Origin of the sequence: Bacillus sp. FSL M7-0307 (assembly GCF_038627835.1) — a bacterium.
Lineage (GTDB): Bacteria > Bacillota > Bacilli > Bacillales > Bacillaceae > Bacillus > Bacillus altitudinis.
Genome location: NZ_CP152023.1, coordinates 2,219,193 through 2,245,275 on the forward strand (window position 1 = coordinate 2,219,193; position 26,083 = coordinate 2,245,275).

The following is a 26,083-nucleotide window of genomic DNA, read 5'->3' on the forward strand; positions in this document are numbered from 1 at the left end:
CTACACCATCGCCCATTAAAAAACAAGAAGAGTCCTTCGTCTTAACGCTTGTAATTCCAATCATCTGTGGCGTATTTCGTTTTGGCGAGGTGATGAACAAATGCCAACTCTTCATCTGTCAGCTCATAAGGCACAAGCTCGATATTTAATCCTTTTTCAAATCCTCGTTTAAATGCAACACGCGCATCGTCTATCGTACATGTTCGATCTGAAATTTCATTGATCGCCACCGCTTTGTTTTTAAAGCTGCGCTGCATCCGCTCTCTCACCCGATCGTTTGGATAAAGAAATAAATCAAACAATTTATCCTCATCAAGATCAATTAAAATCGAGCCATGCTGGAGGATCACACCTTTTTGTCTTGTTTGCGCACTGCCTGCTACTTTTCTGCCTTCTACAACAAGCTCGTACCATGAAGGCGCATCAAAACATACAGACGATCTTGGATTTTTTAAGCTTTCTTTTTCTTTTTCTGTACGAGGAATAGCAAAATACGCATCGAGTCCCAGTTCTTTAAAGCCCTCTAAAATCCCTTCTGAAATGACGCGGTATGCCTCTGTCACCGTCGCCGGCATCTCTGGATGCTCTTCTGATACGATCACACTGTAGGTCAATTCCTGATCATGAAGAACGCCGCGGCCTCCTGTAGGCCTGCGGACAAATCCAAGACCATAGCGCTCAACCGCTTCCATGTTGATTTCTTTTTCAACATGTTGAAAATATCCAACAGATAATGTCGCTGGATTCCAACCATAAAAACGGATCACAGGCGGGATCAGCTTCTCACTATGCCAATAAAGCAAGGCTTCGTCCATGGCCATGTTAAAGGCAGGGTCTTGGTTTCCTGTATCAATGAAACACCATTTCTCTTTTTGCATATAAAATCCCTTCTCTTTTACGTAGTCAATGTTAGATGATGGTGGTGACCACCGATTTTCTCTCTTCATCAGTCTATCAAATAGGGAAGGAATTGAAAATAATTCTTACCATTTATGATGACAAGTTTCTTTTGCTTTACTATAATAGTATTTGTCTAAAACGTACCATCAGACAGGTGACTGTGCTGATGCTCAAGAAGGAGTCGAGTCGTATTGCCAATATTCAACTATATCGTCCTCTCACTTTGTGGACTTTTCGTTCTTTATTCCATCGGCAGTTACATTTATCAGCAGCGCATTATGAAAACGCTGACGGAAGCAGAATTTATCAAAGGTTACCGCAAAGCCCAACTCATTGATGTGAGAGAACCAAATGAGTTTGAAGGTGGACATATTTTAGGCGCAAGAAACATTCCCCTTTCACAATTAAAGCAGCGCAAAAATGAAATACGCCCTGACAAGCCTGTTTATCTCTATTGCCAAAATAATTTGAGAAGCGGAAAGGCTGCTCAAACGTTACGTAAAAATGGCTGTCGTGAGATTTATAATTTAAAGGGCGGCTTTAAAAAATGGGGCGGCCGCATTAAAACAAAGAACTAACAAAAAAGACTCTGGGAGCTATTGCCCCCATGAGTCTTTTTATTTTCTTTCAAAAACTAGCACTGGATTCCGTGCTGCCTTTGTTTCATCCATTCGTTTCACAACGGTTGTATGTGGTGCTTCCTGTACGATTTCTGGGTTCTCTTCCGCTTCTTTTGCGATTTGAATCATCGCTTCAATAAATGCATCAAGGGTTTCTTTTGATTCTGTTTCAGTTGGTTCAATCATGATACATTCCTCTACATTTAGCGGGAAGTAAATTGTTGGCGGATGATAGCCAAAATCAAGTAATCGTTTGGCAATATCAAGTGTCCGCACACCTAGTTTCTTTTGACGTTTACCTGAAAGGACAAATTCATGCTTACAGTGGCGGTCAAATGGCAAATCATAATGAGCACATAAGCGGCGCATCATATAGTTTGCATTCAACACCGCATGATCAGTTACAGCCTTTAAGCCGTCTGGTCCCATAGAGCGGATATACGCATACGCTCTGACATTGATGCCAAAGTTGCCATAGAACGGTTTCACACGGCCGATGGATTCTGGACGATCGTAATCAAAGAAATAACGATCATCTTTCTTCACAAGCACTGGCTTTGGCAAATATGGAATCAAATCCTTTTTCACGCCAACTGGACCTGAACCAGGGCCTCCTCCTCCGTGTGGACCTGTAAAGGTTTTATGAAGATTTAAGTGAACCACATCAAATCCCATATCCCCCGGTCTTGCTCTGCTTAATACGGCATTTAAGTTCGCTCCATCATAATAAAGCTTCCCGCCTGCTCCGTGGACGATTTCAGCCATTTCTAAAATATTTTCTTCAAAAAGGCCAAGTGTATTTGGATTTGTGAGCATGAGAGCCGCCGTTTCTTCATTGACAACACGGCGCAGGTCGTCTAAATCGACAAGCCCATGTTCATTAGATGCCACCGTAATCGTTTCAAATCCAGCTACTGTTGCAGATGCGGGATTTGTCCCATGAGCAGAATCAGGCACGATGACTTTTGTTCGTTTATGATCTCCTCTTGCTTCATGGTATGCACGAATCATCATGAGCCCCGTCCATTCGCCATGTGCTCCTGCCGCAGGCTGTAATGTCACAGCGTCCATTCCTGTAATTTCTTCTAAATGGTCACCTAAATCATAAAGTAACTCTAATGCACCTTGCACAGTGTCTGCCTCTTGAAGTGGATGCACATGCGAGAAGCCTGCAAGACGTGCCACCTTTTCGTTAATCTTTGGATTATATTTCATCGTACAAGAGCCTAGAGGATAAAAGCCAGAATCGACCCCGTGATTACGTCTAGATAATGCTGTGTAGTGACGCATAATATCCAGTTCAGAAACCTCTGGCAGCTCCGCATCTTCATGGCGGATATACGTTTCATCAAATAAATCTGGGAGCTTCTCCTCAGGTACGTCTAAATCAGGCAGGCTGTAACCAATTCTTCCTTCTTTGGATAATTCAAAAATAAGCGGCTGATCTTGTTTATTCATGACGATCCCCCAATTCCTTGATGAACGTATCAATTTCTTCTTTTGTTCTTAGTTCTGTCACAGCGACAAGCATATGCTGCTGAAGCTCTGGATAATCCCGTCCCAAGTCATATCCGCCGATGATTCCTTTTTCAAGTAATCGTTTATTGGCTTCTTTCACAGGTTCATTCAGTTTCAACACAAATTCATTAAAATGAGCGCCCTCTATTTCAGCCTGTAACCCGTGTTTTTCTGCCTGCGTCTTGGCATAATGGGCTTTTTGTACGTTTTGATAGGCAATGTCTTTGATACCTGTTTTTCCAAGCGCCGTCATCGCAACAGAAGCGGCTAACGCATTTAATGCTTGGTTTGAACAAATATTTGAAGTCGCTTTGTCTCTTCGGATATGCTGCTCGCGCGCTTGAAGGGTCAGCACAAATCCTCGCACACCGTTCTCGTCTTCTGTTTGTCCGACTAAACGCCCCGGCACTTTCCGCATTAATTTTTTCGTCACAGCGAAATATCCACAATGAGGTCCGCCAAATGCAGCTGGAATGCCAAATGGCTGCGCATCACCAACGACAATATCTGCTCCAAGCTTTCCTGGAGGTGTCAGTAAACCAAGTGCAAGCGGGTTACTTGAGACGATGAACAGACTTTTCCCTTTATGTGCAATCGGTTCAATGTCTTTTAACGGTTCGACAACACCGAAGAAGTTTGGGTATTGTACAAGGACCGCTGCTGTTTCCTCGCAGACGGCTTCTTCTAATGCAGCTAGATCGGTCTGACCTTTTCGCGCAGGTACCTCGACGACTTCAATATGCTGTCCTTTCGCATATGTTTTCAGCACCGCTCTTGATTCAGGATGAACCGTTTCAGAGACCACAATCTTTTTCTTCTTTGTATGTCCTGCAGCCAGCATCGCCGCTTCAGCTAATGCCGTTCCGCCATCATACATCGAGGAGTTGGCAAGATCCATACCGGTCAGCTCAGCAATCATTGTTTGAAATTCAAAGATTGCTTGCAATTCACCTTGAGAAATTTCAGGCTGATAAGGTGTGTACGCTGTATAAAATTCAGAACGTGAAATCACATGGTCGACAATCACAGGCTGGTAATGATCATACACACCAGCACCTAAAAACGAGGCATAGGCCACTGTATCTTTATTTTTTGCAGCAAGACGAGACAATTCCCGCACTAGCTCTGTTTCAGATGCGGCTTCTTTGATGTTGTATGCACCTTTGAATCTGACTTTCTCTGGGATATCTGAGAAAAGCTCATCAATCGACTGAACACCGATGACATCCAGCATTTCTTTTTGATCTTGCTCTGTTTGCGGCAAATACCTGTGCTTCATCCTCTATTCCTCCTCGTTATTTGGCTCTTTTATAAAATGGTGTGGCGACGATTTTGGCTTTTAGACGTTTTTTACGAACTTGCACTTCCACTTCTGTCCCAAGCTGCGCCTCTGATGTTTCAATCAAGGCAAGCCCAATATTTTTCTTTAATGTTGGAGATTGTGTACCGGTTGTGACTACACCAATCTGCTTATCTCCTGAGAAGACTGGATAGTCTGTCCGCGGAATCCCCTTATCTATCATTTCAATCCCGACAAGCTTTCGCTTCGGACCTTCTTCTTTTTGTTTTTTAAGTGCATCTTTTCCGATGAAATCTGCTTCTTTATCCGTTTTAACAGCAAAACCAATGCCGCCTTCTAAAGGAGAAATATCCTTTGTGAGCTCTTGGCCATAAAGCGGGAGTCTTGCTTCAAATCTTAAGGTGTCACGTGCACCGAGTCCACATGGAATCAGTCCTTTCGGCTGTCCTGCTTCTAATAAAGCGGTCCAAAGGTGAACAGCATCTTCTGACTGGCAGTAGATTTCAAAGCCATCTTCTCCTGTGTAGCCGGTTCTTGATACAAGCACCTCTTTTTGCGCAATGATTGCTTTTGATAAAAACGTAAATGGCTTCAGTGATGTTACCTCTTCATCCGCAACACCTTTGATGATGTCAGCAGCAAGAGGTCCTTGAAGGGCTAACAAGGCGGTTTGATCAGAGACATTTTTAATCGAAACGTCTTCCTCACCTTGATGTTTCAGCAGCCAATCCACATCTTTTTCAATATTTGAAGCATTGATCACAAGCAAATAGTTGTTCTTTTCTTTTTGGTAGACGAGCAGATCATCCACCGTTCCGCCATCTTCATAACACATGGCTGTATATAGTGCCTTACCGTCTGTCAGCTTTGACAGATCATTGGTTAATAACCTTTGTAAAAAAGGAAGGGCTCCCTGACCTGTGACTTCCACCTCACCCATGTGAGACACGTCAAACAGTCCTGCTTTTGTTCGAACAGCTTCATGTTCTTCTTTAATGGAAGAAAATTGGACAGGTAATTCCCAGCCCCCGAAGTCAATGGTTTTTGCGCCAAACGTTTCATACGCATGAAAAAGCGGTGTTCGTTTCAACATCAATCGTTTCCCCCTTTTTTCTTACAGTGCACATTACAAGCTGAATTTTCAGAAAAAAATCACAGCAAAAAAGGACAGAGCGCTCCCTTTTATCAAAAAGAAGTCTCTGTCCTTGCACCTGAAAGTTTACAGCACAACATCATTGTGCGTTTTCCCCTTTGGTGGTTTGCTAAAAATCGCTGCGCAAACACTCTCCAGAGTTGCGTCCGGTAAGAGTACTTTTGCCTGAGAGATTCACTGAACCAATTCAGCTTGCTCCTTCGGCGCCTGTCAGTGCAAAATAACCGCTAGGTCTCTCCCCATACCATCATCCGCTCATATTCTTCACCTTTATTGGACATACTATCAAAATGGGTGACTTATTCTCTAGATCACTTACCAACATCCTACCATTAGAAATGGATGAAGAGCAACAGAAAAATCATTAACATTTTTAAAATAATCATTCATTATCGTTCGCTTTTATTGATATATAACATCTTTTAAATCGCTATCAAAAAATGAAGCGTTTAAAAACAGAACGATTTTATCATCACTCTACCAGAAAGGCAGGCGGTCACATTGAATATTCAAACGATATTTGATCAAAAATGGGCAAGTGAATTTCAAAAGCGGCTTACAGCAGACGGTCCCTGGGCGAATTGGGATATGTACCGTTTAGCAGCACAGGTACAAAAAGTGACAGCCATTGATTCATTTGAAGGACTGCAAGCACCTGCGCACCTGCCTGCATTTACTCCTTTAAAACACCAGCTCGAAGTCGCTAGAAGAGTCGTAGAAGAGATGAATGGGAAAGCCATTTTAGCAGATGAAGTGGGTCTTGGAAAAACCGTTGAAGCAGGACTGATTATCAAAGAATACATGATTCGCGGACTTGCCAAAAAGATTCTCATTCTCGTACCCGCCTCCCTTGTGTCCCAATGGGTACAAGAACTGCGGACGAAATTTTACATAGATGCTGTCGAGCAAAAGAAGAGCTATGTGTGGGAGCAGTGCGATGTTGTGGTTTCCTCAATTGATACAGCCAAAAGACAGCCGCATCGAGACACGATCTTATCCATCTCCTACGATATGGTCATTATTGATGAAGCACACAAACTGAAAAACAATAAAACGAAAAACTATGAGTTTGTGAGAAATTTGAATAAAAAGTTCTGCCTACTGCTCACAGCCACACCTATCCAAAATCGGATAGGAGAAATTTTTAATCTCGTCTCTCTGTTGAAGCCAGGCCATTTAGGTAATGAAACACAATTTAAAGACCTCTTTGCCAAAAAAGATCTTCAACTTGAAGACCATGACCGGCTAAAACAGTTAGTCAATAAAGTCATGATTCGGAACCGGAGACAAGACACTGGCATCGAGTGGTCAAAGCGTCATGTGAAGACAATTTCTATTGATTTCTCCCCAACAGAACAAGCATTATATGATGAAATTTGTAAGTTAAAAGAAAACCCTTCCTATACGAAGCACATGTTTTCAATTATGACCTTAGAACGAGAATGCTGTTCGAGCCGTGAGGCCGTCTATATGACCATCAAAAAAATGCAAGAAGAGGAAAAACACATTCTAGGCGCTTCTGCGATGATGCAAATCATGGAGAAAATCAACCAGGTAGAACAAAATTCTAAAGCACTTGAAGTCGTTAAACTCATTCAGCAATTAAATGAAAAAGTCATTATTTTCACTGAATACCGTGCGACACAAATTTATTTACAATGGTTTCTCCAGCAAAACGGCATCAGTTCGGTCCCTTTTCGAGGCGGGTTTAAACGGAGTAAAAAAGACTGGATGAAAGATTTATTTAGAGAGCGGGCGCAAGTGCTCATCGCGACAGAAGCAGGCGGCGAGGGGATCAACCTTCAGTTTTGCAACCAAATCATCAACTACGACCTTCCGTGGAACCCAATGCGCTTGGAACAAAGAATTGGACGTATTCACCGGCTCGGTCAGGAGCGGGGTGTTCACATTTACAATATGGCAACTAGCGGGACAGTCGAAGAACATATTTTAAAACTTTTATATGAAAAAATTCAGCTGTTTGAAAACGTCATTGGCGATCTAGATGATATTTTAACCCGAATTGATATCCAAGATGCTGAAACAGAATTGCATCAAATTCTCTTCCAGCACGAGTCTGACGTAGACATGAAAAAGAAATTAACCCAATTTGCTTCCTATTTAACAGAAGCACAAACACCGCTTTTAGAAGAAAGACAGCAAGGTTCATAAAGGAGAGTTGACAAATGGAGCAGCGCGAGATTCACACATTTCTTCTCCGTTTCTTTCAGGCAAATCAATGCGACATACTTGAAGAAAGTGCAGGGCACCTGACCGTACAACTGACAATCGAAATGGATAAATTGATCATGAACCGCCCTTTTTATTGGCATTGGCTCGAAAAAACGGGAGGCGTACCTGAGCCGCGGCAATTGACTTTGATTACCGATCAAAAAAAAGCTGATGACTCGGTCGAAGGAGAATTTGTCCACTTCGGCTCCCCTCGTTTATTCCAAATATTCGAGGCTGTGAAACAGCAAGGCCGTTTTATTCGGCTGTACGAAAAAGTCAGACCGCTCACAAACAGCCAGATCGCACTGGAGCCGTGGCTTGGTCTCAATGTCAAAATATCCTATCTGGCAGACCGTAAAAAAGATAAACTGCTGTCTCTTGGACTTCATCTAATACGCGGAGAAGTCATCGAACAATTTCAAGAGAAGCTGGAAGCGCGTGAGCTATCGTCTCAAATTCCTGATTATTGCTTCACAATGAGTACGATGATTAAGCCAGAGAGCGGCGTCAAACGGCTTTACAGCCTGATGGAACGTTATGCCAATGAAGAGCCGGATGATTGGGCGGTAAGAGCTGTTCAAAAGTGGAAAGAAGACTCGGAACTTTTAAACCAATTTTATGAAGGGACTTCAGACACATCTGTAGAATATGAAATAGAAAGACAAGCACTTAAAACTTTATACGAACCAAAAATCAGTCTTACGATTGAAAATGGCGGACTTTTTTACTTACAGCAAAAAAGAGGAGGCTGACTTAGCGAGTCTCCCTCCCTTTCATGTGATATCAAATTTTCGATCAATCAAAAGCAACGTTTGTCTGTTTGTATTGGGCGGAAACATGACGCAAGCAATCTATGAGGTCTTATCACCTGTGTTTTTCCATTTCATGCGTTAAGTGCCTGAAATACACGATTCAGTATTTTAGGAGGGTATTTGTATGGAAAAGAAAACGAAGTTATTAGACAGTGAATGGGTTCAATTATTACGCGAAGCGCGCAAAGCAGGACTAACAGTTGAAGAAGTCCGTCATTTTCTCAAATCACGCGAAAAGTCCTCTGAGTCTCCCCCTATGGCAAGAAGTCATTCTATCAAACCTTTCTGAATGTGCTATAATATCGAAAGGAAGGTGATGACATTGATTGGCCAGCGTATTAAACAATACCGCAATGAAAAAGGCTACTCACTATCAGAACTGGCCGAAAAGGCTGGGGTAGCGAAGTCTTATTTAAGTTCAATAGAAAGAAACTTGCAAACAAACCCCTCCATTCAATTTCTTGAAAAAGTCTCCGCTGTTCTGGACGTCTCGGTTCATACACTGTTAAACGAAAATGATGAAACCGAATACGATGGTCAATTAGATAGTGAATGGGAAAAACTAGTTCGAGATGCAATGACATCAGGGGTTTCGAAAAAGCAATTTCGTGAATTTTTAGATTATCAAATCTGGAAAAAAAAGCAAGAAGAGGAGTAATGCGCATGTTTTAGCGCATACTCCTCCAATTGCTATGCAGATCTTGTTATCAGTCTAAAGACTGACTTTATTTTTTATCTTCGCTGTGTGCTTTTTCGTTTTCTTTCACGTAGCCTTTTTCATCCGTATGCTTTTTTGGATTGATCGTTAAACCATTCCACTGAGTCGCTTCGAAGGAAAGATCAATTTGAATCGCATCGCCTTGGTATTTATTTTGGATATAGTGACCCGCTTTATCCTTCGTCTGGTCATTGACAAATTCAATGATCATTTCCATTTTATCGTAATCAAACGGATTCTTTGGAATGCCGTCATACTCTGGAGCTGTTGACCCATCAACGGTGGCAACATTAATTTTACCACTTTCATGTAAAAACTTCTCATCGACGGCATGACGAAGCTTTTCAAATGCGGTCTGATCCTGCTTTGACGTTAATAAATGCAGGTCAAGCAGGTTTGCATGGTCTAAAATAATATTTTTCGGGTATCCATTCCCACCTTCGGCTCCAACCGTTAGAACACTCACCTGAAATTGGCTGAGGAATTCTTCAGCTGTATTCTTCCCGCCATTTTTCGCTGATGTTCCATCTTGAAATTGGCTGTAATCAAGACTCATCAGGACTTGATTAATTGCAAGAGACCCTTTATTTTCAAAATTAAATTCCTTCTTTATACGGTCACCGGGTTTTATGTTCGCAAGGTTGATGGCGCCGGAATTCTCTTTTGCAGATAGATTCAGCTCTCCTGTAGAGTAGACCGCGTTTGCCGTCTCAACATCATTAAATGCAGCCCACGTTCCCCCTCCAATTAAAGCAAGACCTAATGCTCCCGATAAAACACCTAAACGAATTGATTTTTTCATTGCCATGATTGAACCCCCTAATAAATTGTTTTATTGAAACCTGATTTAGGTTACAAACGAAAATTTATGCTTGTTCCTCTGACATATGTAACTCAGCCGTATGTCTTCGATGTTTGGCAGCACCAACAAAATGAATGGTTGAATAAACAAGCAGCATCACCCCTGGAATGATGAGCAAAAGAGCGGTCCCAGCAGAAGTTCCTGCATACGAAAGAAGCTTTCCTGCATAAGGAATGTTCACTCCCGTATACTGCGCAGTCACTTGATTCGCTTTGACGAGCGTGCCGTCTTGATACATATTGTGGTCTCCTTTTGTCTCAAAGGCTTTATTTACTCCTTTTCCTTTCACCCCAACAATGCGGTGAGTCACAAAGGATTGGTCTTGCTTCGTTTGAAACGTAATAATATCCCCTTTTTTGAGTGCTTCAGGTGAGGTGACATGTTTCACGACAATCAATGAACCAGTCGAAAATTCCGGTTCCATTGATCCAGATAATACTTGCTTGAACTCATAACCAAAAATCTGAGGATCTCCTCCTGTTGTTCTTGATGACAACACGACAATAATACACACAATCATCATCGTGAAGACCAGCGCGTAAAGAATACTCCCAGACATTTTCATCCACTTTTTCATACCTTTCTCCCCTTTACATATCATGTTTCATTCAGCAGGCAAACCCTATTTAGGACGCCTTTTCTTGACAGTTCGAAAGCTGCATATGTTGAGACGTAAAGAATGGCTTTTCAGAACCACCAAACCCTTTAGGATAATAGATTTTAAACAAATAGATTCCATTTGTTTTTGCTTTAACTGCCGTGACAGTCGTCGTTTCTTCTGATGAGAGGGACTGTATAGCACCTTTTTCAATAACATGGCCATCTTGTAATGGCATCTGAGCACTCTCTACTTTATACAGTTCCCACTTCCATTCAGAGTGCGCGATGGGTTGTCCAATATTTTTTAGTGACATGCTCAACTTTTGAGGCGCACAGACTGTCCCCTCAATGATCGTTTGATCGATCAGTTTCAAATGGCTTCTATCCCATTTCTTCGGCTGACAATGCTGATCTGTCTCTTCGAAATTTTCACATGTTTTCATGACAAAATTCGAATGCTCGACATCGTTAAAAGAAGCATTAGTAGACGTAATAAAAAAAGAAGTGAAAATCAAACAAATAGCACAAAATAGTACAAAGAGCGGCTGTTTCATTGATTCTTTCAACTCCTTGAACAATTGTTCTTTAAAAAGAACGATTACACTCAGTATAAGGAATTACCTATAAAATCCAAAACGTCAAATTAGTCCATTTTGTTCTTAAACAAGAACATTACCGAGAAAATTCTTCCATTTTCTCATTCTTTCGCCATATTCAATATTTTTTTCTGTGACATTTGTACTTCTTAAAAATTTACATAAAAGTGCAGGATTTGGTCAGGATAATAATTGGTGAGGTGATGTTAGTTGAAATATGGAAGAATCATGATCATGCTCAGTTTACTGTTAAGCCCTTCGATCCAAAGCGCCCATCTAGCGGAGGCAAAAGGAATCACTGCTGCCGCAGATCAATGGGAAACAAGGGCAGTCAAAGAAGCAAAAAAACGGTATCCGTTAGCACATGTTTTATTCAAACAAAAAGTGTGGGATCGGCACCGGGAGAAAGAATCCGTGAAGCAATATCATATTACGTTGAAAGATCAGGCCAAAGAATTTGGGGTATATGTCACCATTTCCTATAACCCATACTCGAACAAGGTCAATAAAGTCATTGTTGTCGAAGAATACAGCTAAAATGGCATTAAAAAACCGCCTGCTGGCGGCTTTTTACTTTTGTCGATGACGATGACGTTGACTTTTTTTTAGCATCATTGAGAAGCCAAAAGGCAGAACACCAAATAAACGCTGAGAAAATGGTGGTTTTGTCTCCATTTTTTCCTGTTTATGTTCTTTCCGCTCGTCACGTGGTGTATTCATATATTTAATAATTTCCTGCGTCATATATTTTACGTAATCATTTGTCTTCATCGAACACTCACCTCTTCTTCCTTAAAGTGTTACCAAGAAGAGTATCGTTTTATACACTCGCTAATAAGTGCTGATCCATTGATTGATTTCTCCTGTCTCCTTATTCATCTCTAGTTCCCGCTCGTCAGTTACACCACCATTTGTTTCGATGTTAACCAAGAGGCGGACTATCTTTTTTCTGTGATCGCACCCAATTCGCTTCAATGTCACTCGGCCTTCTTCTGTGACAATTGGGCTCAATGGCTGATCACAAATCCGATTTAATTTATTTGCGGCTTCATTTAGACCCATTCGAAATAACTGCTGTTTTTGATAAAAAGAAATCGTGAGCTCTGCACTTTTCAACTCTTTTTGAAACCCAATGGTCATCGAGCCTAGAATCAATAAAAATAAAAGATTGACAGCAAGTACGTGTGGATAAATAAACCCATCTTCTCTTTTCACGTTTTAGGAATCACTCCTTTGTAAGTGAAAAAAACAGCTTCATGTACTTGACCAAATACATCTGTGACTTGGAGAGTGGTGGTTTGCTGTTTTGTTCTTACATGGAATTGTTTCACCTTTTGTAATAAAGGGAGATGACCTGCCTGATCCGTTCGTTTACGAAGCATCTCTTGATATGGCTCAATCGTCACCACCCGCCCTTGATTTGACATGTACTCCAGTGCTGTTCCTTCTTTCACCGCTCTTACAGCGACAGCACAATTTAGATCCTCCTCTAATTGCAGGACAGTTTGTTTCCACTCCAATTGTGAAAACTTATTGATTTCTGCAAACGGATGAGCTTTTTCAGTAATTGATAAAAGCAGCATGCAGCCAAAAGAAAGCAGCAAAAATAGCTGCAATTGCCATATTGCTTGTGCGAGTGTAAAGCCTTGTTCATCGCTCCAAATGCCAAAAGCAAATCGTCTGCTTTTTTTGTACTTTGTATGAAACACATCCCTTCTCCTGACCCCAAATGAATTCATATGTGATCTCGCCTCGTTTCTTTGTACTTGTTTTCTTTTGACCTTCTATAAAAGCTTTATTCATATACTCATGTAAAATTTGATAAGCTTCCAGTTTGGCTCTTAATTCTTCTTTCCCTATTGTCAGTTTTTCAAAGGATGGCACGAGCACAAGAGCAGCAAATAGAAAGAGATGGCAAGAAAAGAGCATCTCAAACGTACTAAATCCTTTATTGTTTCTGAACATGAATTCGCCCGCTCCCTAAGTAAATCGTGAGTTTATATATTTGACTGCCAAATTGAACAATGAGAGAACCGCCGCTATTGGGATGTCCGTTTTTATTAAAGTGAAGGCCTTGTTGGAATGTAGAGTGCTTAATGGTACCTTTTTTGTGTGCATGAGAAGCAATGATCTGCTTACTATTCTGCTCGATGACTTGATAAGATACATTGGTCGGGTGAAACTCAACAGTTACTCGTGTTTTTTTAATAAATGCAGTATAAGATGCCAATTGAAGATCTTGTTTTAGCAAGTTCACTTGCTTTTTTGCTTCAGCACTTTCTAATATATTGGGAACTTTTCCACCTATTATCGATAATAAGATAGAGAAAATCATGACGATCAAGAGCTGCTCAATGAGTGTAAATCCTTTCTCCTGGAAAAGCGATTTATTCATTTTTCACATCCCCATTTTGAATGAAAATTGCCTTTCCATTCGGACAAGTTAATCCCTTTTTGACATAGCCTTCTTTTTCTAATTCAGCTAAAGATGGCGTCTTGCCATCATGCTCTAATTCATATGCCATTACCTGTGTACTCACCATTGATTTCAGCCCTTCACAGCCCTTTGCTTGAATGCTTTGATGATGCCGAGTGATATTTGGAATGGTGATCAATAAAAGAATGGAGATCACAAGCATGACAATTAACATTTCTAACAGTGTAAATCCTTTATCATTCATGCCTTAGTCCTCCTTTTCACACTTGTTCCATTAGTTGATACATTGGTAAAAGAATAGATAAATACACAATGAGTATAAGAAATGCTGTTAAGCCATAGATGACAGGCTGCAGCCATGAAACCCATTTTTCAATTTTCAATTCTGCATTCTCTAAAAGAAATTGACTATATGTGTACATTTCTCTTGCTAGCATCCCGCTTGCTTCCCCATGATTGATGACAGCTGCAAAATGCCTTTCGAAAAAAGGGGACCGGCTTATTTGATCTTCCATACTCTCACCCTTTCTTAACTCTCCTATCATTTGTTCAGACATTTCTTGAAGGAAGGGTAAATAGGTCTGCTGTTTAAAAGCTTGCAAACTTTCGTAAATCGATAACCCAGCTTGAAGAAGTCCGCTTAGTTGAAGGGAAAAAAGATACGTATGCGTCAGCTGCACCCCTTTAAATACCACCGGCAGCCTGCTGATGGCTTTTAGTTTCTCAAGGGTCGATTTTTTCTTAAAAAAGAGCTCATAATATCCAAAAAGACAGATACATATACAACCGATCATGAGCAGCAAAGCGTGTAGGAATTGGAAGAGGCCAAACATTCCTTGAATGAGCCATGACATGCTTGTATTCATAGATGAATATAATAAAGAAAATTGAGGAACGATCATTTGCTGAACAATGATGAGCACAACAAAAACCGTAAACATAAGAAAAATTGGATATCGTAACATGCGCTTGAATGTGTCTATCTGCATAATTTTTCTCTCTAAAAAACGGGCGCTTTGTTCAAGAGCTCGCGCTAGGCTGCCATGTTTCTCTGAAAAACAAAGAATAGCGACGGCTTCTCGCTGAAAATGAAGTCGCTCAAGCACAACGTAAAAAGGCTCTCCTTCAAGCAGCCACTGAATGCCTGGCGTTAATCGCTGCTGCTGTTTTTTTGATAATTGAATATTCACCATCGTTAATGCCTCAACCAATGTATATCCGGCTTGAATCAATTGAGCCAGTTTCGATAAGAATTCAGCTTGTTCTTTTTTAGACCAGGCTTTAGAGGCTCGCTTCTTCATAAACCCAGCGATGATATGTGCTTTTTGATAAATAGCCGAGTGCCACTCCTTTCCGAATTAATCTTTGCAGTGTTTCGTATGACGAATGAGCGTACTCTCCTTTTGCCTCTTTGATACACTCACCAAGCTCCTTTCCGTAAAGCAATTCAAATACATTTGTTCGTCTGACTGACCGATTTAGTTTGCAATAAAGCTCACACGTTTCGCCGCAAAATGGACATGCGAGTTCGATTAACCGCTGAGCAGCAATGGCAACCATTGTTTGTTCGAGTTCATTCATCGTCACTCCAAATTCCAGCATTCGATAAAGAGCTCCTTTTGCATTTTTTGCATGCAGTGTGCTCATGACTAAATGACCTGTCAAAGCTGCTCTAATAGCTGTTCTGGCTGTTTCCGCATCTCTTATTTCTCCAAGCACAATCATATCTGGATCATGTCTTAAAATAGCGCGTAAACCTGCCGCATACGTGATACCAGCTTTTTCATTTACTTGAACCTGCAGCACTTCTTCATTTCTTGTTTCCACAGGATCTTCAAGGGTAATAATATTTCGATTAAAATGTTTTTTGGCAAACTGGATCAATGAATAAAGTGTTGTCGTTTTCCCTGAATTTGTTGGTCCAGTAAATAAAATGAGCCCATGCGAATGATTCAGAAACGATAATAATCTCGCTGAAGCCTTCGGGAACAGTGACAAATACTTTGTTTTCGGCACATGATCCTGCGGTAAAATCCGAATCACTAGACTTTCATCATTTACAGTCGGTAGTGTAGAGAGCCGAACAAACACTTGACCGCGTCTTAGCATCACAGCCAATGACCCATTTTGTGGTCTCCTTCTTTCACCAATATCCATAGAAGATAAAAATTTGAAATGAGCAATGAGCCGCTCTCCGCTCTTTTTGTCAATGATCCGCTGCTGAATGAGGTCAGCGTCTACACGAAAAGAGACTGAAGCTTCCTTTTCTCTCGGAACAATATGCACATCAGATGCTCTCATGCGGCATGCCTCTTCTAGCAGCTCTTGTCCCAAATATTCAATACCATACAAGTGGTTCACTCCTTTCAGTGACCCCATTGTATGATGGCAGAACGTACCTGACAAAAGCGTATTTTATGATTTTCATGACTGAAAAGATGTGAAAATGTTCAATTTGAGGTGTATTTCATCTATAAATAACAGAAGCGCATATCAAAAAACTTGACTTTTACAACAACGGGTTCCGTTCAGAGGAGAAAATATAAAAGAAGTGCTATTGGCACCTCTTTTTTGATGATCATCATTATTTCATTTTGTTCTTTCATTATGGATGATCTGTTACAAGGAGGTGTCTCCAAATTTAATCCTCCTTAATAGGTTACTGATTTGAAGATAAAGAATATCCTTTCGTGTCTGATTTATGGATAAAAAAAGAGACCAAATCTGTATGCGAATTGGTCATCTCATTCATATGCTCATTATATTGTTTCTCCTCGTCAACGGACCCGTTACTTTTATTAGTAACATTTTTTGGTTCACGTTGCTTCTTGCTGCTGCTCTTCAAAGATACGAAATCCTCTTTTTTCTAAAGCTTTTGCAAGGCTGTGTTCAGTATTTACTTTTGAGAAATCAATGCCCAGTTTCACTACAGTTTGAGCGATTTCTGGGCGAATGCCTGATATAATCGTCTCAATTCCTAGCAACTTCGCACTATCAACCACTTTAAACAGCTGATAAGCAACCATCGTATCAACAACGGGAACGCCAGATATATCAATAAATAAATGGGTTAGACGCAGTCTAGATGCCTGTTCTAGCACTGATTCCAAAATGATTTTTGCCCTGTACGTATCAATTTCACCAATCAGCGGCAAAATACCGATCTCTTTTGAAACTGGAATAACAGGCGCACTAAGTTCTTGAATCATTTCTCTTTGTGCATTAAGCTGATTGATTGTCACGCGGTCATACTCTTCTGATAAACGTGCAATCATGTCATCAAATGTGGCGTGAAAATGCTGATTCCAATCGCACACATCTTTGAGCGTCACTTCAAGCTCTGTTTGTTGTGTAAAGGTCTCAATTCTGGAACAAAAAATGTGGCGGAACACCTTAAATTGTCCGATGATTTCATATAAAGGTACTTCATGAACAGCTCGATCGCGGGCAATATCAACTGACCACTTTTTTAGATGATCTTCTACTTTATCTGATAGCGTGACTAACGTTGCTGCAATGGTTTGGATAAATGCTGTGTTTTGTTCTTTCAGCTTCTTTTCTGTCTCCTCTGAAGCATGTTTGGAGTATAATGAGCCTTCTTCTGTTCTTGTTTTCAGCCATTCTTCGGTCATGACAGGGGCTTCTTTAAGAATAAATTCATATAATTGCTCAGATTTTTCGTTTTTCATTTCTGTCGTTCGCTCCTTTTTCACTTACAACTAGTGACAACCAACTTTTTATGTATAAATGACCGCAGATGGTGAACAATAGCATTACACGTTTCATATTGGGCTATAGCCAAGTGGTAAGGCAATGGACTTTGACTCCGTGATCGTTGGTTCGAACCCAGCTAGCCCAGTTCAGCACAAAAACGAAGACGGCTGAAACATCATTCAGCTGATCTTCGTTTTTGATTAGGAAACCGATTGATGAATCGCTTTCTTTTTTGAAATTTTCATGAGTTCCCCTGGATTATAGCCGACCACTAATTTATTTCCATCAATGATGATGGGTCTCCGGAGCAGCTTTGGCTTTTCAATGAGAAGCTGAAGTACCTCATTTACTTTTAGATCATTAATATTTAAATTTAAGCTTTTAAAAGCTTGGCTTCGAGTAGCTAAAATTTCATCCATTCCTTCTGTTGTTAAGGAAAGGATTTTTTTTAATTCGTCTAGAGTTGGCGTTTCTCTGAAAAGGTGACGCTCTTTAAAATCAATTTGATTGGCCTTTAACCAATGTTTTGTTTTGCGGCAAGACGTGCAGCTTGGGTATGAATAAAAAGTAATGTCACTCATTAGTCTTCCTCCTTAGGTCGTTAACCTTTTCTCTTATGGACTAAGTACCCTCATAAATTTAGGCATAAACACTTTTTCATCACTTTTTCAAAAAAATTTTTTCTAACGAAAGAATGAATGTTCACACGTTGTCAAAAATGTAAATGTTTACATAACAAGTGATCATCAGCTATAATATGAATCAAAGGGGTTTTTTAAGGGGAGGGAAAGAAATGAATCGCATGTTCCGCGTTCTTGGCTTTTGGACGGGTATTTTTGCTGTCATGTTCTATTTAGGACATATGAAAGATGCATCCTTGCTGTTCTTCGGTCAAACCGTTCTTTTTGTATTTTTATCCTACTTGAATTTATCCGAAAGAATGTATATTTACATTTTCGGAGCGTACTTGACGATTTTCTTTGCCGGATTTACATATTATTCGATTTTCATCATGGTTCCCGGTACCGGACATTAATAGAAAAAAGCATCTCTTTTGAAAGAGATGCTTTTTTCGTGCGTGCTATTATAAAGAAAACCCATTGATAAACGGATTTTGCTCCTGTTCTGTAAGCACAGTTGTTTCCTCGCCATGTCCACTTAACACAAGAGTTGATTCTGGCAATGACAACAATTTGTCATGTATCGATTGAAGTAGCACGTCTTGATTACCACCCGTTAAATCAGTTCTCCCGATACCGCCTTGGAATAAAGTATCACCAGAAATCACAAATCCCTCTTCCGCTGAATAGTAAGACACACTGCCAGGTGAATGACCTGGTGTGTGGAACATTTCTAATGTAAACGATCCAATTTGAAGAGGTCCTTCTGACGTAATCAATTGTTCCGCTTCTTTGACCGTAATTCCGTTACCAATTAGTCGAGCTGAACCGTTTAGCTGAGCATTTGTCAGCCATTCTTTTTCCTTTTCATGGACATAAAGCGGAATTCCCCATTCTTGACGCACCTCATCTGCTGCACCAATATGATCAAAATGGGCATGTGTCAGTAAGACTGCAAGTGGTTTCAGCTGTTTTTCTTTCACATAAGAAATTAGCTTTTGCGCTTCACCGCCTGGATCAAAAATTAAACATTCTCCTTGTTCATTTTTCCAAATATATGCGTTCGCTTGCACATAGCCTAGTGGCATTCTTCTCCAATTCATTTTCATCACCTACTACTTTTTTCATTCTTTTTTATTATGAAGGCTATTCAATAAAAATTCAAACAATCGTCAACTTGAATGTACTCGACAAGCTTTATGAAAACGGTTAAAATGAAAAGAAAGGAAATCAAGGGGATTGATGACAAAGGGGGACTTTCATATGATGCTCGTCATTATTTTTGGTCTAGTCACGATTTTAGCCGCTCTCGGCATCTATCGCTCACTCAAAAAAGTGAACGTACTGGCCATTGCTTTCGCTGGCGCCACATTTTTGGTTTTTGGATGGTTTACCGTCATGACCATCATCTATAGCGGTTATCCAACTGCACATTAAAAGCCTGCAATTAGCAGGCTTTTTCTATTGATTCAAATGTTTATTCACGCTTTCTAATTTGCTTGAAAGGGTGGTCGTTTGATCTCTTCTGTCATCTATGCGGATATTGGTTGCTACTCGGTGTAAACCCTTTTCAAATGGAGCCTCATGAATACGCTGAATGACCTCAAATAAAACGGATAGCTCCCCTTCAATTAATGTATTCATTGGTGTGAGCTGATATTTGATTTTCCCTTCTTGTTGAAAGCCCTCTAACAGTCTTTGTACGTCTGCTACATATGCACTCACGCTTGGTGTCTCAGTGCCTATTGGAATGATGGTGACATCTGCTATCGCCATGGTTCTTGCTCCTTTCAATGACATCCTATTTCTTTCTCGTTCTCATTGTAACCCATCGTGATTCAAAAATGCCATGATCATGTGGCGTTTAAGCTTGGTTTGTCCCGTTCTATCGTCAAATCTGATCTCTCTACCTTCCCAATATTTGTAAAAAGGAGCAGGCATATACCTGATATGGCTTCGATCAGTCCACCAGCTGCAATGACATATCCTGAACCGAATAACGTCGCCATATAGCCACCAATGAGAGCGCCTAACGGTATCATTAAATACGAGATCATGTTAATAATCGCATACACTTGCGGCTGATCCTCCGCTTTTACTGACAATTGAATCATCGTATGTTCAGGTACATTGACTGCACTGATGGCTGCACCTAAGGCAAATGCAGATATAAACACAAGTGGTAATAAGGCATTCATCCCTGTAATGAAAAATGCAATTCCATCAACGATCCCTGCCCCGATAAACAACAGACCGTATCGATTCACTTTCACCTTTGTTAAAACGAATCCCATCAAAAATGCACCTAATGCCGTGGTCACTTTGATGAATGAATATACTACTGGTCCACTATGTAAATCTTCTGTTAAATAAATAACCGACAATGCCTCCCACGGTGCCGCAGCAAAATTGGAGCAGACACAAAAAATGGCTAATGGAAACAAAATATGATGACTTTTCACAAGTGAAAATCCCCTTATTAATCGTTTTCCGTATGATAATCCTTTTTTTCCTTTATCCATGATCGCTTCCGTTTTATATGTAATCAGCAAAACCAGCAAAGCGGACATGAGGTAAAGAGGAATAATCACAAGCATTGTATATCCTACCCCTACAAATGCAATCATGACACCACAAATCGTCACAGTCACAAGCCTGACCACATGACTGGCTGATTGAATGGTTGCATTCGCCTTTTGTATCACATCTTCATGCACAAGCTTTGGAATAATAGACACCGAAGCTGGTTCATAGGAACCACCAGTCGCTGAATGCAGCAACATACCGCCAATGATGAGTGCTAAAGGAGAAAAATCATAAAAGTAACTCACCACAATCACAAGTATAATCGCCGCCCGAGTTAAATCAGCAAAGCACATCCAAAATTTCAATTGATGCGGCTTCATCATTGGGGTAATAAACGGCCCAATAATGGCTTGAGGGACAAAACTAACGGCAATAAAAAATGCTGTTCCAATTGCTCCTTTTCCCCCTAGCACTAAAAGCCACAAAATGGTGTTAAAAGATAAACTATCAGCAGTAATTTTACACATTTTAGAAACAAATAGATAAGTAAAATTCCGTTTCCACAGGCTTTGAGCATTCAATCATCGACATCTCCCTAATTCATATCCTTTTTTTTACATCCACTCTTTCACAATAGCTTACAGGGATGCTCTCGTCAATCACATCAGCACGGTTTTTATTGACCATAAGAAATTGATTGGTTTGAACGTATTAAAAGATTGTTGACAAAGGGCGAAAATGAACTTGATTTTAGCCCTTTGTCTTCTTTTCAGCGTGATAGAAAACCTTTGCAGCCCTAGGAAGGACGAGTACTGGTGCGGAGCGAATTTCACATTCGTGAGCACCGGCACGCTGGACTGACAAAGAATGCGAGGGTTTGTCTACACGCTGAAAGCACCAATTAGGTGCTTTTAATACTTACATGCTTCCCACAATAACCGCTTTGTTTTTTCATAGATCGAATCAAATTGACTCATAGAAAGCGGGTTCTTACCTCGCCCAAGTTCCACCGTATAGCCCTCACTTTTACATTGATAAATAAACCAATCTCGATAACCTGCATAGCTATCAAGATATTGAATCGCTTTGTAACCACTCACCCGTTCTAACCGTTCGACCGTCTCTTTTGAAATGGCCGGTTCGTGGCCAAGAAAACCCCAGTATATCTCTTCTCCTTGTGTATGAAGGGCAATTAACCGGTCAAAGCGTTTTCGTAAGGCGAGATGTGCCATTGCTTTCGCTTCTGGTTCTGTTAACGGCTGATGCCCTGGGAAATCCCTATAAGACGGTGCCTTCGGCTTATTACGATAATATTCGATTTCCCAATAAGCAGGAAATTGATTGTTTAAATCAATTCCTCGAATATTTGCCTTCCATTCTCGATAATCGGAAAATCCTCCATTTAGCGGCGCGAACTCCTCACGGCACAGCCCTAAAGATTCTGGACCATTGCGAACCAAATCAACACCGTCTGGATTTACCATGGGTACAATAGATAAAGCAGTGGTCTGCAATATACGAACCGCTTCATGATGTCTTGCTTGCACTGGGTCCGAGGCCGCTAAACAAAGTGATTTAAGCCATTTTAATAAAACAGAGGTCGTGATCCATTCATTTGCATGAAAAGAGGCATTAACATGTATGGAATGTAAATGTTGTACAGGCTCCGTACGGATTTCATAAATGGGCGTATCAAGCACTGATTGACCAATCACACTCATCTGAAGAAAAGGAAAAACAGCTTTCAAATATTGAAGCTCCCGTTCTAAGTGAGCGCTATCATATTCAAATGTTCCGCTGATCCAATCATCTGATTGCTGGAGCCGGTAAGGCGCAATGAAGCTTTGCACCTCACCTACCGATTGAAATGAATGGGTCCCTTCTGGAAGTCTATACCCCGGTAAAAGGAGGTGCTCCGTATTTGACTGGTTGGACAAACGGAAAGCTTCTTTCCCTATACCAAGCTGCTTTGCCACATCCTCCTTCCTTGCTTCACCCAGATGCCATTCAATTGTGCCAAACGACTTTTTCATTTACATCCCTCCTCTCACACTATATGAACCAGTAAGTAAAAAAAGAAAACCTCTGCATGTAAATAGCAGAGGTTTTCTTTTAAATTAAGACGCCTTTTTTAGCTCAGTGTCATCTTCTTTTTTAGATGGTGAATGGTCCGAGTTGTTTCGGTCATAAAATCTAAGGAGATCTCCATAGATAATTTGATCAGAGAATTGAAGCTCCTGTTTTGCTTTTTCTTCATAAGACTGACAACCAGACTCATCTTCTCTCGGCTCACCCGTTTCTTTGTTGTAGCACACACCGGCTGTGAAAACACTGTCCTTCGTAATAAAACTTCCATCTCGAAGCACTGTGAAGTCATTTGTATCTTTTGATAATAGGTCATGACCAAATTGAATTTGCTTGCTTGTATCGATTCCTAGAAGGTTCATGACTGTTGGACGGATATCCACTTGGCCGCCAACTGTATCAATCTCTTTTGGATGTTTATCCGTGATACCAGGAATGTGTACAACAAATGGTACTTTTTGAAGCTGAACTTCTTCAAAAGGTGTAATGTCTTTGTTTAAGAATTGTCCCATTGCTTCGTTATGGTTTTCAGAAATCCCGTAGTGATCCCCATATAACACAAAAATGGAGTTATCGTATAACCCTGCTTCCTTCATTTTTTTAAAGAAAAGCTTTAGTGCCTCATCTTGATAACGCACTGTAGGGAAGTATTTGTTCAACGTTTTGCTCTTTGAGTCATATTCATCAATGAGCTTATCTTCTTCATCTAAGTCAAATGGAAAATGGTTCGTTAATGTAATCAATCTCGTATAGAACGGCTGCGGGATCGTTTTCATTAAATCTACTGACTGCTCAAAAAACGGACCATCTTTTAGTCCCCAGCCAACTGAATTTTCTTCATTTACATCGAATGATTTAATATCAAAAAATTTGTCGTAGCCAAAGCTGTCATAGATCAGGTCACGGTTCCAGAAACTTTTGTTATTCGCATGAATAACAGAAGAATGATAGCCTTCCTCTTTTAACAACTCAGGTGCGGCTTTGAACTCGTTGCTTGGATTTGTGAAAAATACAGCTCCTCTTCCAAGCGGATAGAGTGAATTATCAACAATAAACTCGGAGTCGGATGTTTTCCCTTGACCCGTTTGATGATAGAAATTACTGAAATTGTAGCTTTTCTTGATCAATTTGTTTAAGAACGGCGTGATCTCTTTCCCATTTAATTTTTCATTGACCACAAAGCTCTGAGTAGACTCAAGTGAGACAAGGATGACATTTCGTCCTTTTGCTTGACCAAACGTCTTTTCATTACGATCTGTTTGATTTGCGCTTACATAGTTTTCAATTTCCGTTAAGCTATTGCTGTCGGCAAGTGCTCGCTGAGCGGATTGCTTCGATTGCAGAACCCCATCATAAATATGGAAGTTATATAAGCTGATGTTTTTCACTAGCATCTCACGGTCAAATGAACGAGTTAACAGCTCTGGTCTTTCTGTTTCAGCCAGACCAAGGTTAAAAAAGAAAGTGGCTGCCACAAATAAATAATAAGCTGCACGTCCCTTACGTGAAATCGTTACATCTGTTCTAAAGGAAGGCTGTTTTTTATAGAGCCAAATTAAAATGATGATATCAACAAACATCAGAAAATCAACTGGTTCAATTAAAGAGGTAATACTTGACCCGAGGTCACCCATATTGTTTGTTTGAAATAGGACGGGGATGGTTAGAAAATCACTGTAGAATCGATAAAATACAATGTTAGCTAACAAAATAAATGTCAGAACAAAACTCGTCACGATGATATATCGATTGCGATTTTTTTCTTTAAAGAATAAACCGATACCGAAGATAAACAAGAGAAAGCTAAGCGGATTAATAAACAGGATAAATTCCTGCATGAAATTTTCAATTTTGATATTAAAGCTAGATTTATAGATAACATAGGTTTTCACCCACATTAACAAAGTCGCAATCAGTAAAAATGACATCGCCTTTAATCTTTTCTTTCGCATTGTAACCTCCTTATGCTAAAAACGCACTCAGGTTAGGGACATCCCCAATTATTGGTGCTTCTTCAAAAATAACTAAAGTATATCTTATCCTGTCTATGCTGGAAAATCAATGTCTTTTTCCCCATGACAAACTTATGAATATGCTAATCATTCAATTTCATGCCTATCTATCGCTGATTTTAATAAAAATGACATCATTATGACATTTTTGTTCAAGACAGCCACTTGTTTTTTGCCATCCATGCACCGCCGATTACGCCTGCATCGTTTCCTAGTGAGGCAATTACCACTTCAACATCCTCAGCACATGGGGGGAAGGCATGATGTTTGACGACACGCTCTACTTTACTGCGAAGAAGCTCGCCCGCTTTAGATACACCCCCGCCAATGACGATTTTTGTTGGGTTTAAGGCACTAGCCAGATTCGCAAGGACAAGACCAAGATGGGTTGTCACTTCATCTACGACACGCATCCCCAGTTCGTCTCCGTTTTCTGCTGCCTCAAATACATCCTTTGCAGACAGCGAAGTAAGTGAACCAAGTGATGATGTATGGCTCTTTGTTTGTAATGTATCCTTTGCGATTCGGACGATACCTGTGGCAGACGCAATGGTTTCAATACAGCCTGTTCTCCCGCAGTTACATGGTGCTCCTTGAAATGGAACGGCACAAATATGACCAATTTCTCCACCAGCACCTGTTTCGCCTTGAACCACTTCTCCATTGACAATAATACCGCCGCCAACTCCTGTTCCCAGTGTAACCATCAGGATGTTTTTGGCGCCATCACCTGCACCCTTCCACATTTCACCGAGTGCAGCAATATTCGCATCATTTTCGATGACAGATGGAAGTCCTGTCTCTGCCTCTAAATGGTCTTTCAAGGGATAGTTTGTCCAGCCCAGATTCGTTGTTTTATAGACAATTCCGGATACTTTATCCACTGGTCCAGGTGCTCCCATACCGATCCCAATTAGTGCTGATTTCGGCATGCTGATCTCAACTAGTTTATGGTCAATTGACTTGGCAATGTCGACTGTAATTGTCTGCCCAGATTTATCCGTAGGAATCTCCCACTTATGCTGAATTTCACCATAAAGATTAATAAACGCAAGCTTAATTGTCGTACCGCCAAGATCAACTCCTACAAACCAATCCCCTGTCATATGTCCTCCACCTTCACATTGTTTTTCGATTTAATTTGGCTAGTTCCATTTGAAGGATGGTCATTGCGTTTGACCATTCAGTTCGATCGATGATACCCGATGTGTACATTTCCTTCAATTCATCTGCCATAAATTCTAATTCCACTTCACGATCTCCGAAATACACGTAATTTCCAAATCTCATGAGCAGCTGCTGTACATCATATAACGTTTTCATTATTTTCACCATTTCTCTAAATCAACAGATAGGATAAGCGTATTCATAAATACGC

At 40.5% G+C, this 26,083-nt stretch carries 32 protein-coding genes, 1 tRNA gene and 1 riboswitch; of the genes, 9 read left to right on the top strand and 24 right to left on the bottom strand.

From position 1 onward, the window contains the following. Positions 1-41: 41 nt before the first annotated feature. The gene (locus MHI41_RS11315; protein ID WP_017357972.1) at positions 42-878 is read right to left on the bottom strand and encodes a biotin/lipoate A/B protein ligase family protein; all 837 of its coding nucleotides are present in this window, start codon (positions 876-878) and stop codon (positions 42-44) included. A 219-nt stretch (positions 879-1,097) separates the two neighbouring features. Between MHI41_RS11315 and MHI41_RS11320 the strand changes: the two genes are divergently transcribed. Next, positions 1,098-1,478: a rhodanese-like domain-containing protein gene (locus MHI41_RS11320; protein WP_024718853.1), complete on the top strand. Its 381-nt coding sequence runs from the start codon at positions 1,098-1,100 to the stop codon at positions 1,476-1,478. A gap of 39 nt (positions 1,479-1,517) precedes the next feature. On the opposite strand, the gene gcvPB is transcribed toward MHI41_RS11320, so the two are convergent. The 3 genes from gcvPB to gcvT are packed head-to-tail and all read right to left on the bottom strand — an operon-like array spanning position 1,518 to position 5,431. Beyond that, positions 1,518-2,978: an aminomethyl-transferring glycine dehydrogenase subunit GcvPB gene (gcvPB, locus tag MHI41_RS11325; RefSeq protein ID WP_017357973.1), complete on the bottom strand. Its 1,461-nt coding sequence runs from the start codon at positions 2,976-2,978 to the stop codon at positions 1,518-1,520. Next, positions 2,971-4,317, bottom strand: a complete 1,347-nt coding sequence (gene gcvPA / locus MHI41_RS11330; RefSeq protein WP_017357974.1) for an aminomethyl-transferring glycine dehydrogenase subunit GcvPA — start codon at positions 4,315-4,317, stop codon at positions 2,971-2,973. Before gcvPA ends, gcvPB begins: the two co-directional genes overlap by 8 nt. Before the next feature lie 16 nt (positions 4,318-4,333). Continuing rightward, positions 4,334-5,431 carry a glycine cleavage system aminomethyltransferase GcvT gene (gcvT, locus tag MHI41_RS11335; RefSeq protein WP_017357975.1) on the bottom strand — a complete coding sequence of 366 codons (1,098 nt, stop codon included), beginning with the start codon at positions 5,429-5,431 and terminating at the stop codon, positions 4,334-4,336. Positions 5,432-5,634: 203 nt separating this feature from the next. Then, positions 5,635-5,742: riboswitch (glycine riboswitch) on the bottom strand. Between the two features lie 250 nt (positions 5,743-5,992). Here gcvT and MHI41_RS11340 point away from each other — a divergent pair. The 4 genes from MHI41_RS11340 (at position 5,993) to MHI41_RS11355 (ending at position 9,193) form a co-directional block, all read left to right on the top strand. Beyond that, the gene (locus MHI41_RS11340; RefSeq protein ID WP_342494200.1) at positions 5,993-7,663 is read left to right on the top strand and encodes an SNF2-related protein; all 1,671 of its coding nucleotides are present in this window, start codon (positions 5,993-5,995) and stop codon (positions 7,661-7,663) included. Between the two features lie 14 nt (positions 7,664-7,677). Continuing rightward, the gene (locus MHI41_RS11345; RefSeq protein ID WP_035702783.1) at positions 7,678-8,475 is read left to right on the top strand and encodes a YqhG family protein; all 798 of its coding nucleotides are present in this window, start codon (positions 7,678-7,680) and stop codon (positions 8,473-8,475) included. A gap of 184 nt (positions 8,476-8,659) precedes the next feature. Continuing rightward, the gene (locus MHI41_RS11350; RefSeq protein ID WP_008342197.1) at positions 8,660-8,824 is read left to right on the top strand and encodes an anti-repressor SinI family protein; all 165 of its coding nucleotides are present in this window, start codon (positions 8,660-8,662) and stop codon (positions 8,822-8,824) included. Between the two features lie 33 nt (positions 8,825-8,857). Next, a complete protein-coding gene (locus tag MHI41_RS11355; protein ID WP_017357978.1) occupies positions 8,858-9,193 on the top strand; it encodes a helix-turn-helix domain-containing protein in 336 nt (111 codons plus the stop codon). Between the two features lie 67 nt (positions 9,194-9,260). Here the strand turns inward: MHI41_RS11355 and MHI41_RS11360 are convergent, their stop codons facing one another. Genes MHI41_RS11360 through tapA form a run of 3 tightly spaced genes read right to left on the bottom strand, consistent with a single transcriptional unit; the run spans position 9,261 to position 11,269 of the window. After that, positions 9,261-10,061 (bottom strand): TasA family protein, encoded by an 801-nt coding sequence (locus tag MHI41_RS11360; RefSeq protein ID WP_035390805.1) that lies wholly within the window; start codon positions 10,059-10,061, stop codon positions 9,261-9,263. A 58-nt stretch (positions 10,062-10,119) separates the two neighbouring features. Next, positions 10,120-10,692 (bottom strand): signal peptidase I, encoded by a 573-nt coding sequence (locus MHI41_RS11365; RefSeq protein WP_041091749.1) that lies wholly within the window; start codon positions 10,690-10,692, stop codon positions 10,120-10,122. 49 nt (positions 10,693-10,741) lie between these two features. Next, the gene (tapA, locus tag MHI41_RS11370) at positions 10,742-11,269 is read right to left on the bottom strand and encodes an amyloid fiber anchoring/assembly protein TapA (RefSeq protein ID WP_046527018.1); all 528 of its coding nucleotides are present in this window, start codon (positions 11,267-11,269) and stop codon (positions 10,742-10,744) included. Positions 11,270-11,521: 252 nt separating this feature from the next. Between tapA and MHI41_RS11375 the strand changes: the two genes are divergently transcribed. Next, complete coding sequence (locus MHI41_RS11375) at positions 11,522-11,848, top strand: DUF3889 domain-containing protein (RefSeq protein WP_017367590.1); 327 nt, start codon at positions 11,522-11,524, stop codon at positions 11,846-11,848. A 33-nt stretch (positions 11,849-11,881) separates the two neighbouring features. Here the strand turns inward: MHI41_RS11375 and MHI41_RS11380 are convergent, their stop codons facing one another. From MHI41_RS11380 to MHI41_RS11420, 9 genes are all read right to left on the bottom strand, one after another. Then, entirely contained in the window at positions 11,882-12,082 is a 201-nt protein-coding gene (locus MHI41_RS11380; RefSeq protein WP_046343970.1) for a YqzE family protein, read from the bottom strand. 60 nt (positions 12,083-12,142) lie between these two features. Next, positions 12,143-12,526 carry a competence type IV pilus minor pilin ComGG gene (gene comGG / locus MHI41_RS11385; RefSeq protein WP_272511702.1) on the bottom strand — a complete coding sequence of 128 codons (384 nt, stop codon included), beginning with the start codon at positions 12,524-12,526 and terminating at the stop codon, positions 12,143-12,145. Further along, positions 12,523-13,020 (bottom strand): competence type IV pilus minor pilin ComGF, encoded by a 498-nt coding sequence (gene comGF / locus MHI41_RS11390; protein WP_065460694.1) that lies wholly within the window; start codon positions 13,018-13,020, stop codon positions 12,523-12,525. The genes comGG and comGF overlap by 4 nt, the downstream gene beginning before the upstream one ends. Further along, the gene (comGE, locus tag MHI41_RS11395; RefSeq protein ID WP_065460696.1) at positions 12,962-13,276 is read right to left on the bottom strand and encodes a competence type IV pilus minor pilin ComGE; all 315 of its coding nucleotides are present in this window, start codon (positions 13,274-13,276) and stop codon (positions 12,962-12,964) included. The genes comGF and comGE overlap by 59 nt, the downstream gene beginning before the upstream one ends. Beyond that, positions 13,260-13,706: a competence type IV pilus minor pilin ComGD gene (comGD, locus tag MHI41_RS11400; protein WP_073413947.1), complete on the bottom strand. Its 447-nt coding sequence runs from the start codon at positions 13,704-13,706 to the stop codon at positions 13,260-13,262. Before comGD ends, comGE begins: the two co-directional genes overlap by 17 nt. Then, on the bottom strand, positions 13,699-13,992 hold the full coding sequence (comGC, locus tag MHI41_RS11405; protein ID WP_008342186.1) for a competence type IV pilus major pilin ComGC: 294 nt from the start codon (positions 13,990-13,992) through the stop codon (positions 13,699-13,701). The genes comGD and comGC overlap by 8 nt, the downstream gene beginning before the upstream one ends. A gap of 16 nt (positions 13,993-14,008) precedes the next feature. Next, the gene (gene comGB, locus MHI41_RS11410) at positions 14,009-15,049 is read right to left on the bottom strand and encodes a competence type IV pilus assembly protein ComGB (protein ID WP_282833861.1); all 1,041 of its coding nucleotides are present in this window, start codon (positions 15,047-15,049) and stop codon (positions 14,009-14,011) included. Further along, positions 15,030-16,100 (bottom strand): competence type IV pilus ATPase ComGA, encoded by a 1,071-nt coding sequence (gene comGA / locus MHI41_RS11415; protein ID WP_282833860.1) that lies wholly within the window; start codon positions 16,098-16,100, stop codon positions 15,030-15,032. The genes comGB and comGA overlap by 20 nt, the downstream gene beginning before the upstream one ends. 464 nt (positions 16,101-16,564) lie before the next feature. Continuing rightward, positions 16,565-17,437 (bottom strand): STAS domain-containing protein, encoded by an 873-nt coding sequence (locus MHI41_RS11420; RefSeq protein WP_035390819.1) that lies wholly within the window; start codon positions 17,435-17,437, stop codon positions 16,565-16,567. A gap of 99 nt (positions 17,438-17,536) precedes the next feature. On the opposite strand from MHI41_RS11420, the gene MHI41_RS11425 reads away from it, so the two are divergent. Next, a tRNA-Gln gene (locus tag MHI41_RS11425) sits at positions 17,537-17,607 on the top strand. A gap of 55 nt (positions 17,608-17,662) precedes the next feature. Here MHI41_RS11425 and MHI41_RS11430 read toward each other — a convergent pair. Further along, complete coding sequence (locus MHI41_RS11430; RefSeq protein ID WP_007501232.1) at positions 17,663-18,043, bottom strand: Spx/MgsR family RNA polymerase-binding regulatory protein; 381 nt, start codon at positions 18,041-18,043, stop codon at positions 17,663-17,665. 212 nt (positions 18,044-18,255) lie between these two features. Between MHI41_RS11430 and MHI41_RS11435 the strand changes: the two genes are divergently transcribed. Further along, positions 18,256-18,498 (top strand): DUF2626 domain-containing protein, encoded by a 243-nt coding sequence (locus tag MHI41_RS11435; RefSeq protein ID WP_003217440.1) that lies wholly within the window; start codon positions 18,256-18,258, stop codon positions 18,496-18,498. A gap of 48 nt (positions 18,499-18,546) precedes the next feature. Here MHI41_RS11435 and MHI41_RS11440 read toward each other — a convergent pair whose 3' ends face one another. Then, the gene (locus MHI41_RS11440; RefSeq protein WP_017357989.1) at positions 18,547-19,185 is read right to left on the bottom strand and encodes an MBL fold metallo-hydrolase; all 639 of its coding nucleotides are present in this window, start codon (positions 19,183-19,185) and stop codon (positions 18,547-18,549) included. A gap of 160 nt (positions 19,186-19,345) precedes the next feature. Here MHI41_RS11440 and MHI41_RS11445 point away from each other — a divergent pair, with 160 nt between their 5' ends. Then, positions 19,346-19,519 carry a DUF2759 domain-containing protein gene (locus MHI41_RS11445; protein WP_003217333.1) on the top strand — a complete coding sequence of 58 codons (174 nt, stop codon included), beginning with the start codon at positions 19,346-19,348 and terminating at the stop codon, positions 19,517-19,519. 24 nt (positions 19,520-19,543) lie between these two features. Here MHI41_RS11445 and MHI41_RS11450 read toward each other — a convergent pair whose 3' ends face one another. The 6 genes from MHI41_RS11450 to MHI41_RS11475 all read right to left on the bottom strand — a co-directional run bounded on the left by MHI41_RS11450 (position 19,544) and on the right by MHI41_RS11475 (position 26,028). Continuing rightward, entirely contained in the window at positions 19,544-19,858 is a 315-nt protein-coding gene (locus MHI41_RS11450; protein WP_017367597.1) for an MTH1187 family thiamine-binding protein, read from the bottom strand. 77 nt (positions 19,859-19,935) lie between these two features. After that, positions 19,936-21,189 (bottom strand): MFS transporter, encoded by a 1,254-nt coding sequence (locus MHI41_RS11455; RefSeq protein ID WP_081114337.1) that lies wholly within the window; start codon positions 21,187-21,189, stop codon positions 19,936-19,938. Between the two features lie 330 nt (positions 21,190-21,519). Then, entirely contained in the window at positions 21,520-22,641 is a 1,122-nt protein-coding gene (locus MHI41_RS11460; RefSeq protein WP_282833859.1) for a M14 family metallocarboxypeptidase, read from the bottom strand. Between the two features lie 84 nt (positions 22,642-22,725). After that, on the bottom strand, positions 22,726-24,645 hold the full coding sequence (locus MHI41_RS11465) for an LTA synthase family protein (RefSeq protein ID WP_282833858.1): 1,920 nt from the start codon (positions 24,643-24,645) through the stop codon (positions 22,726-22,728). A gap of 212 nt (positions 24,646-24,857) precedes the next feature. Beyond that, positions 24,858-25,811 carry an ROK family glucokinase gene (locus tag MHI41_RS11470; RefSeq protein WP_007501244.1) on the bottom strand — a complete coding sequence of 318 codons (954 nt, stop codon included), beginning with the start codon at positions 25,809-25,811 and terminating at the stop codon, positions 24,858-24,860. Positions 25,812-25,824: 13 nt separating this feature from the next. After that, a complete protein-coding gene (locus MHI41_RS11475; RefSeq protein ID WP_008342322.1) occupies positions 25,825-26,028 on the bottom strand; it encodes a YqgQ family protein in 204 nt (67 codons plus the stop codon). Positions 26,029-26,083: the final 55 nt, after the last annotated feature.

Bases quoted from the DNA above. Each gene is read 5' to 3' on its own strand.
- MHI41_RS11315 (WP_017357972.1), bottom strand. From the start codon at position 878: ATGCAAAAAGAGAAATGGTGTTTCATTGATACAGGAAACCAAGACCCT.
- gcvPB (WP_017357973.1), bottom strand. From the start codon at position 2,978: ATGAATAAACAAGATCAGCCGCTTATTTTTGAATTATCCAAAGAAGGA.
- gcvPA (WP_017357974.1), bottom strand. From the start codon at position 4,317: ATGAAGCACAGGTATTTGCCGCAAACAGAGCAAGATCAAAAAGAAATG.
- gcvT (WP_017357975.1), bottom strand. From the start codon at position 5,431: ATGTTGAAACGAACACCGCTTTTTCATGCGTATGAAACGTTTGGCGCA.
- MHI41_RS11345 (WP_035702783.1), top strand. From the start codon at position 7,678: ATGGAGCAGCGCGAGATTCACACATTTCTTCTCCGTTTCTTTCAGGCA.
- MHI41_RS11350 (WP_008342197.1), top strand. From the start codon at position 8,660: ATGGAAAAGAAAACGAAGTTATTAGACAGTGAATGGGTTCAATTATTA.
- MHI41_RS11360 (WP_035390805.1), bottom strand. From the start codon at position 10,061: ATGGCAATGAAAAAATCAATTCGTTTAGGTGTTTTATCGGGAGCATTA.
- MHI41_RS11365 (WP_041091749.1), bottom strand. From the start codon at position 10,692: ATGAAAAAGTGGATGAAAATGTCTGGGAGTATTCTTTACGCGCTGGTC.
- tapA (WP_046527018.1), bottom strand. From the start codon at position 11,269: ATGAAACAGCCGCTCTTTGTACTATTTTGTGCTATTTGTTTGATTTTC.
- MHI41_RS11380 (WP_046343970.1), bottom strand. From the start codon at position 12,082: ATGAAGACAAATGATTACGTAAAATATATGACGCAGGAAATTATTAAA.
- comGE (WP_065460696.1), bottom strand. From the start codon at position 13,276: ATGTTCAGAAACAATAAAGGATTTAGTACGTTTGAGATGCTCTTTTCT.
- comGD (WP_073413947.1), bottom strand. From the start codon at position 13,706: ATGAATAAATCGCTTTTCCAGGAGAAAGGATTTACACTCATTGAGCAG.
- comGC (WP_008342186.1), bottom strand. From the start codon at position 13,992: ATGAATGATAAAGGATTTACACTGTTAGAAATGTTAATTGTCATGCTT.
- comGB (WP_282833861.1), bottom strand. From the start codon at position 15,049: ATGAAGAAGCGAGCCTCTAAAGCCTGGTCTAAAAAAGAACAAGCTGAA.
- MHI41_RS11420 (WP_035390819.1), bottom strand. From the start codon at position 17,437: ATGAAAAACGAAAAATCTGAGCAATTATATGAATTTATTCTTAAAGAA.
- MHI41_RS11430 (WP_007501232.1), bottom strand. From the start codon at position 18,043: ATGAGTGACATTACTTTTTATTCATACCCAAGCTGCACGTCTTGCCGC.
- MHI41_RS11435 (WP_003217440.1), top strand. From the start codon at position 18,256: ATGAATCGCATGTTCCGCGTTCTTGGCTTTTGGACGGGTATTTTTGCT.
- MHI41_RS11440 (WP_017357989.1), bottom strand. From the start codon at position 19,185: ATGAATTGGAGAAGAATGCCACTAGGCTATGTGCAAGCGAACGCATAT.
- MHI41_RS11445 (WP_003217333.1), top strand. From the start codon at position 19,346: ATGATGCTCGTCATTATTTTTGGTCTAGTCACGATTTTAGCCGCTCTC.
- MHI41_RS11450 (WP_017367597.1), bottom strand. From the start codon at position 19,858: ATGGCGATAGCAGATGTCACCATCATTCCAATAGGCACTGAGACACCA.
- MHI41_RS11460 (WP_282833859.1), bottom strand. From the start codon at position 22,641: ATGAAAAAGTCGTTTGGCACAATTGAATGGCATCTGGGTGAAGCAAGG.
- MHI41_RS11465 (WP_282833858.1), bottom strand. From the start codon at position 24,645: ATGCGAAAGAAAAGATTAAAGGCGATGTCATTTTTACTGATTGCGACT.
- MHI41_RS11470 (WP_007501244.1), bottom strand. From the start codon at position 25,811: ATGACAGGGGATTGGTTTGTAGGAGTTGATCTTGGCGGTACGACAATT.
- MHI41_RS11475 (WP_008342322.1), bottom strand. From the start codon at position 26,028: ATGAAAACGTTATATGATGTACAGCAGCTGCTCATGAGATTTGGAAAT.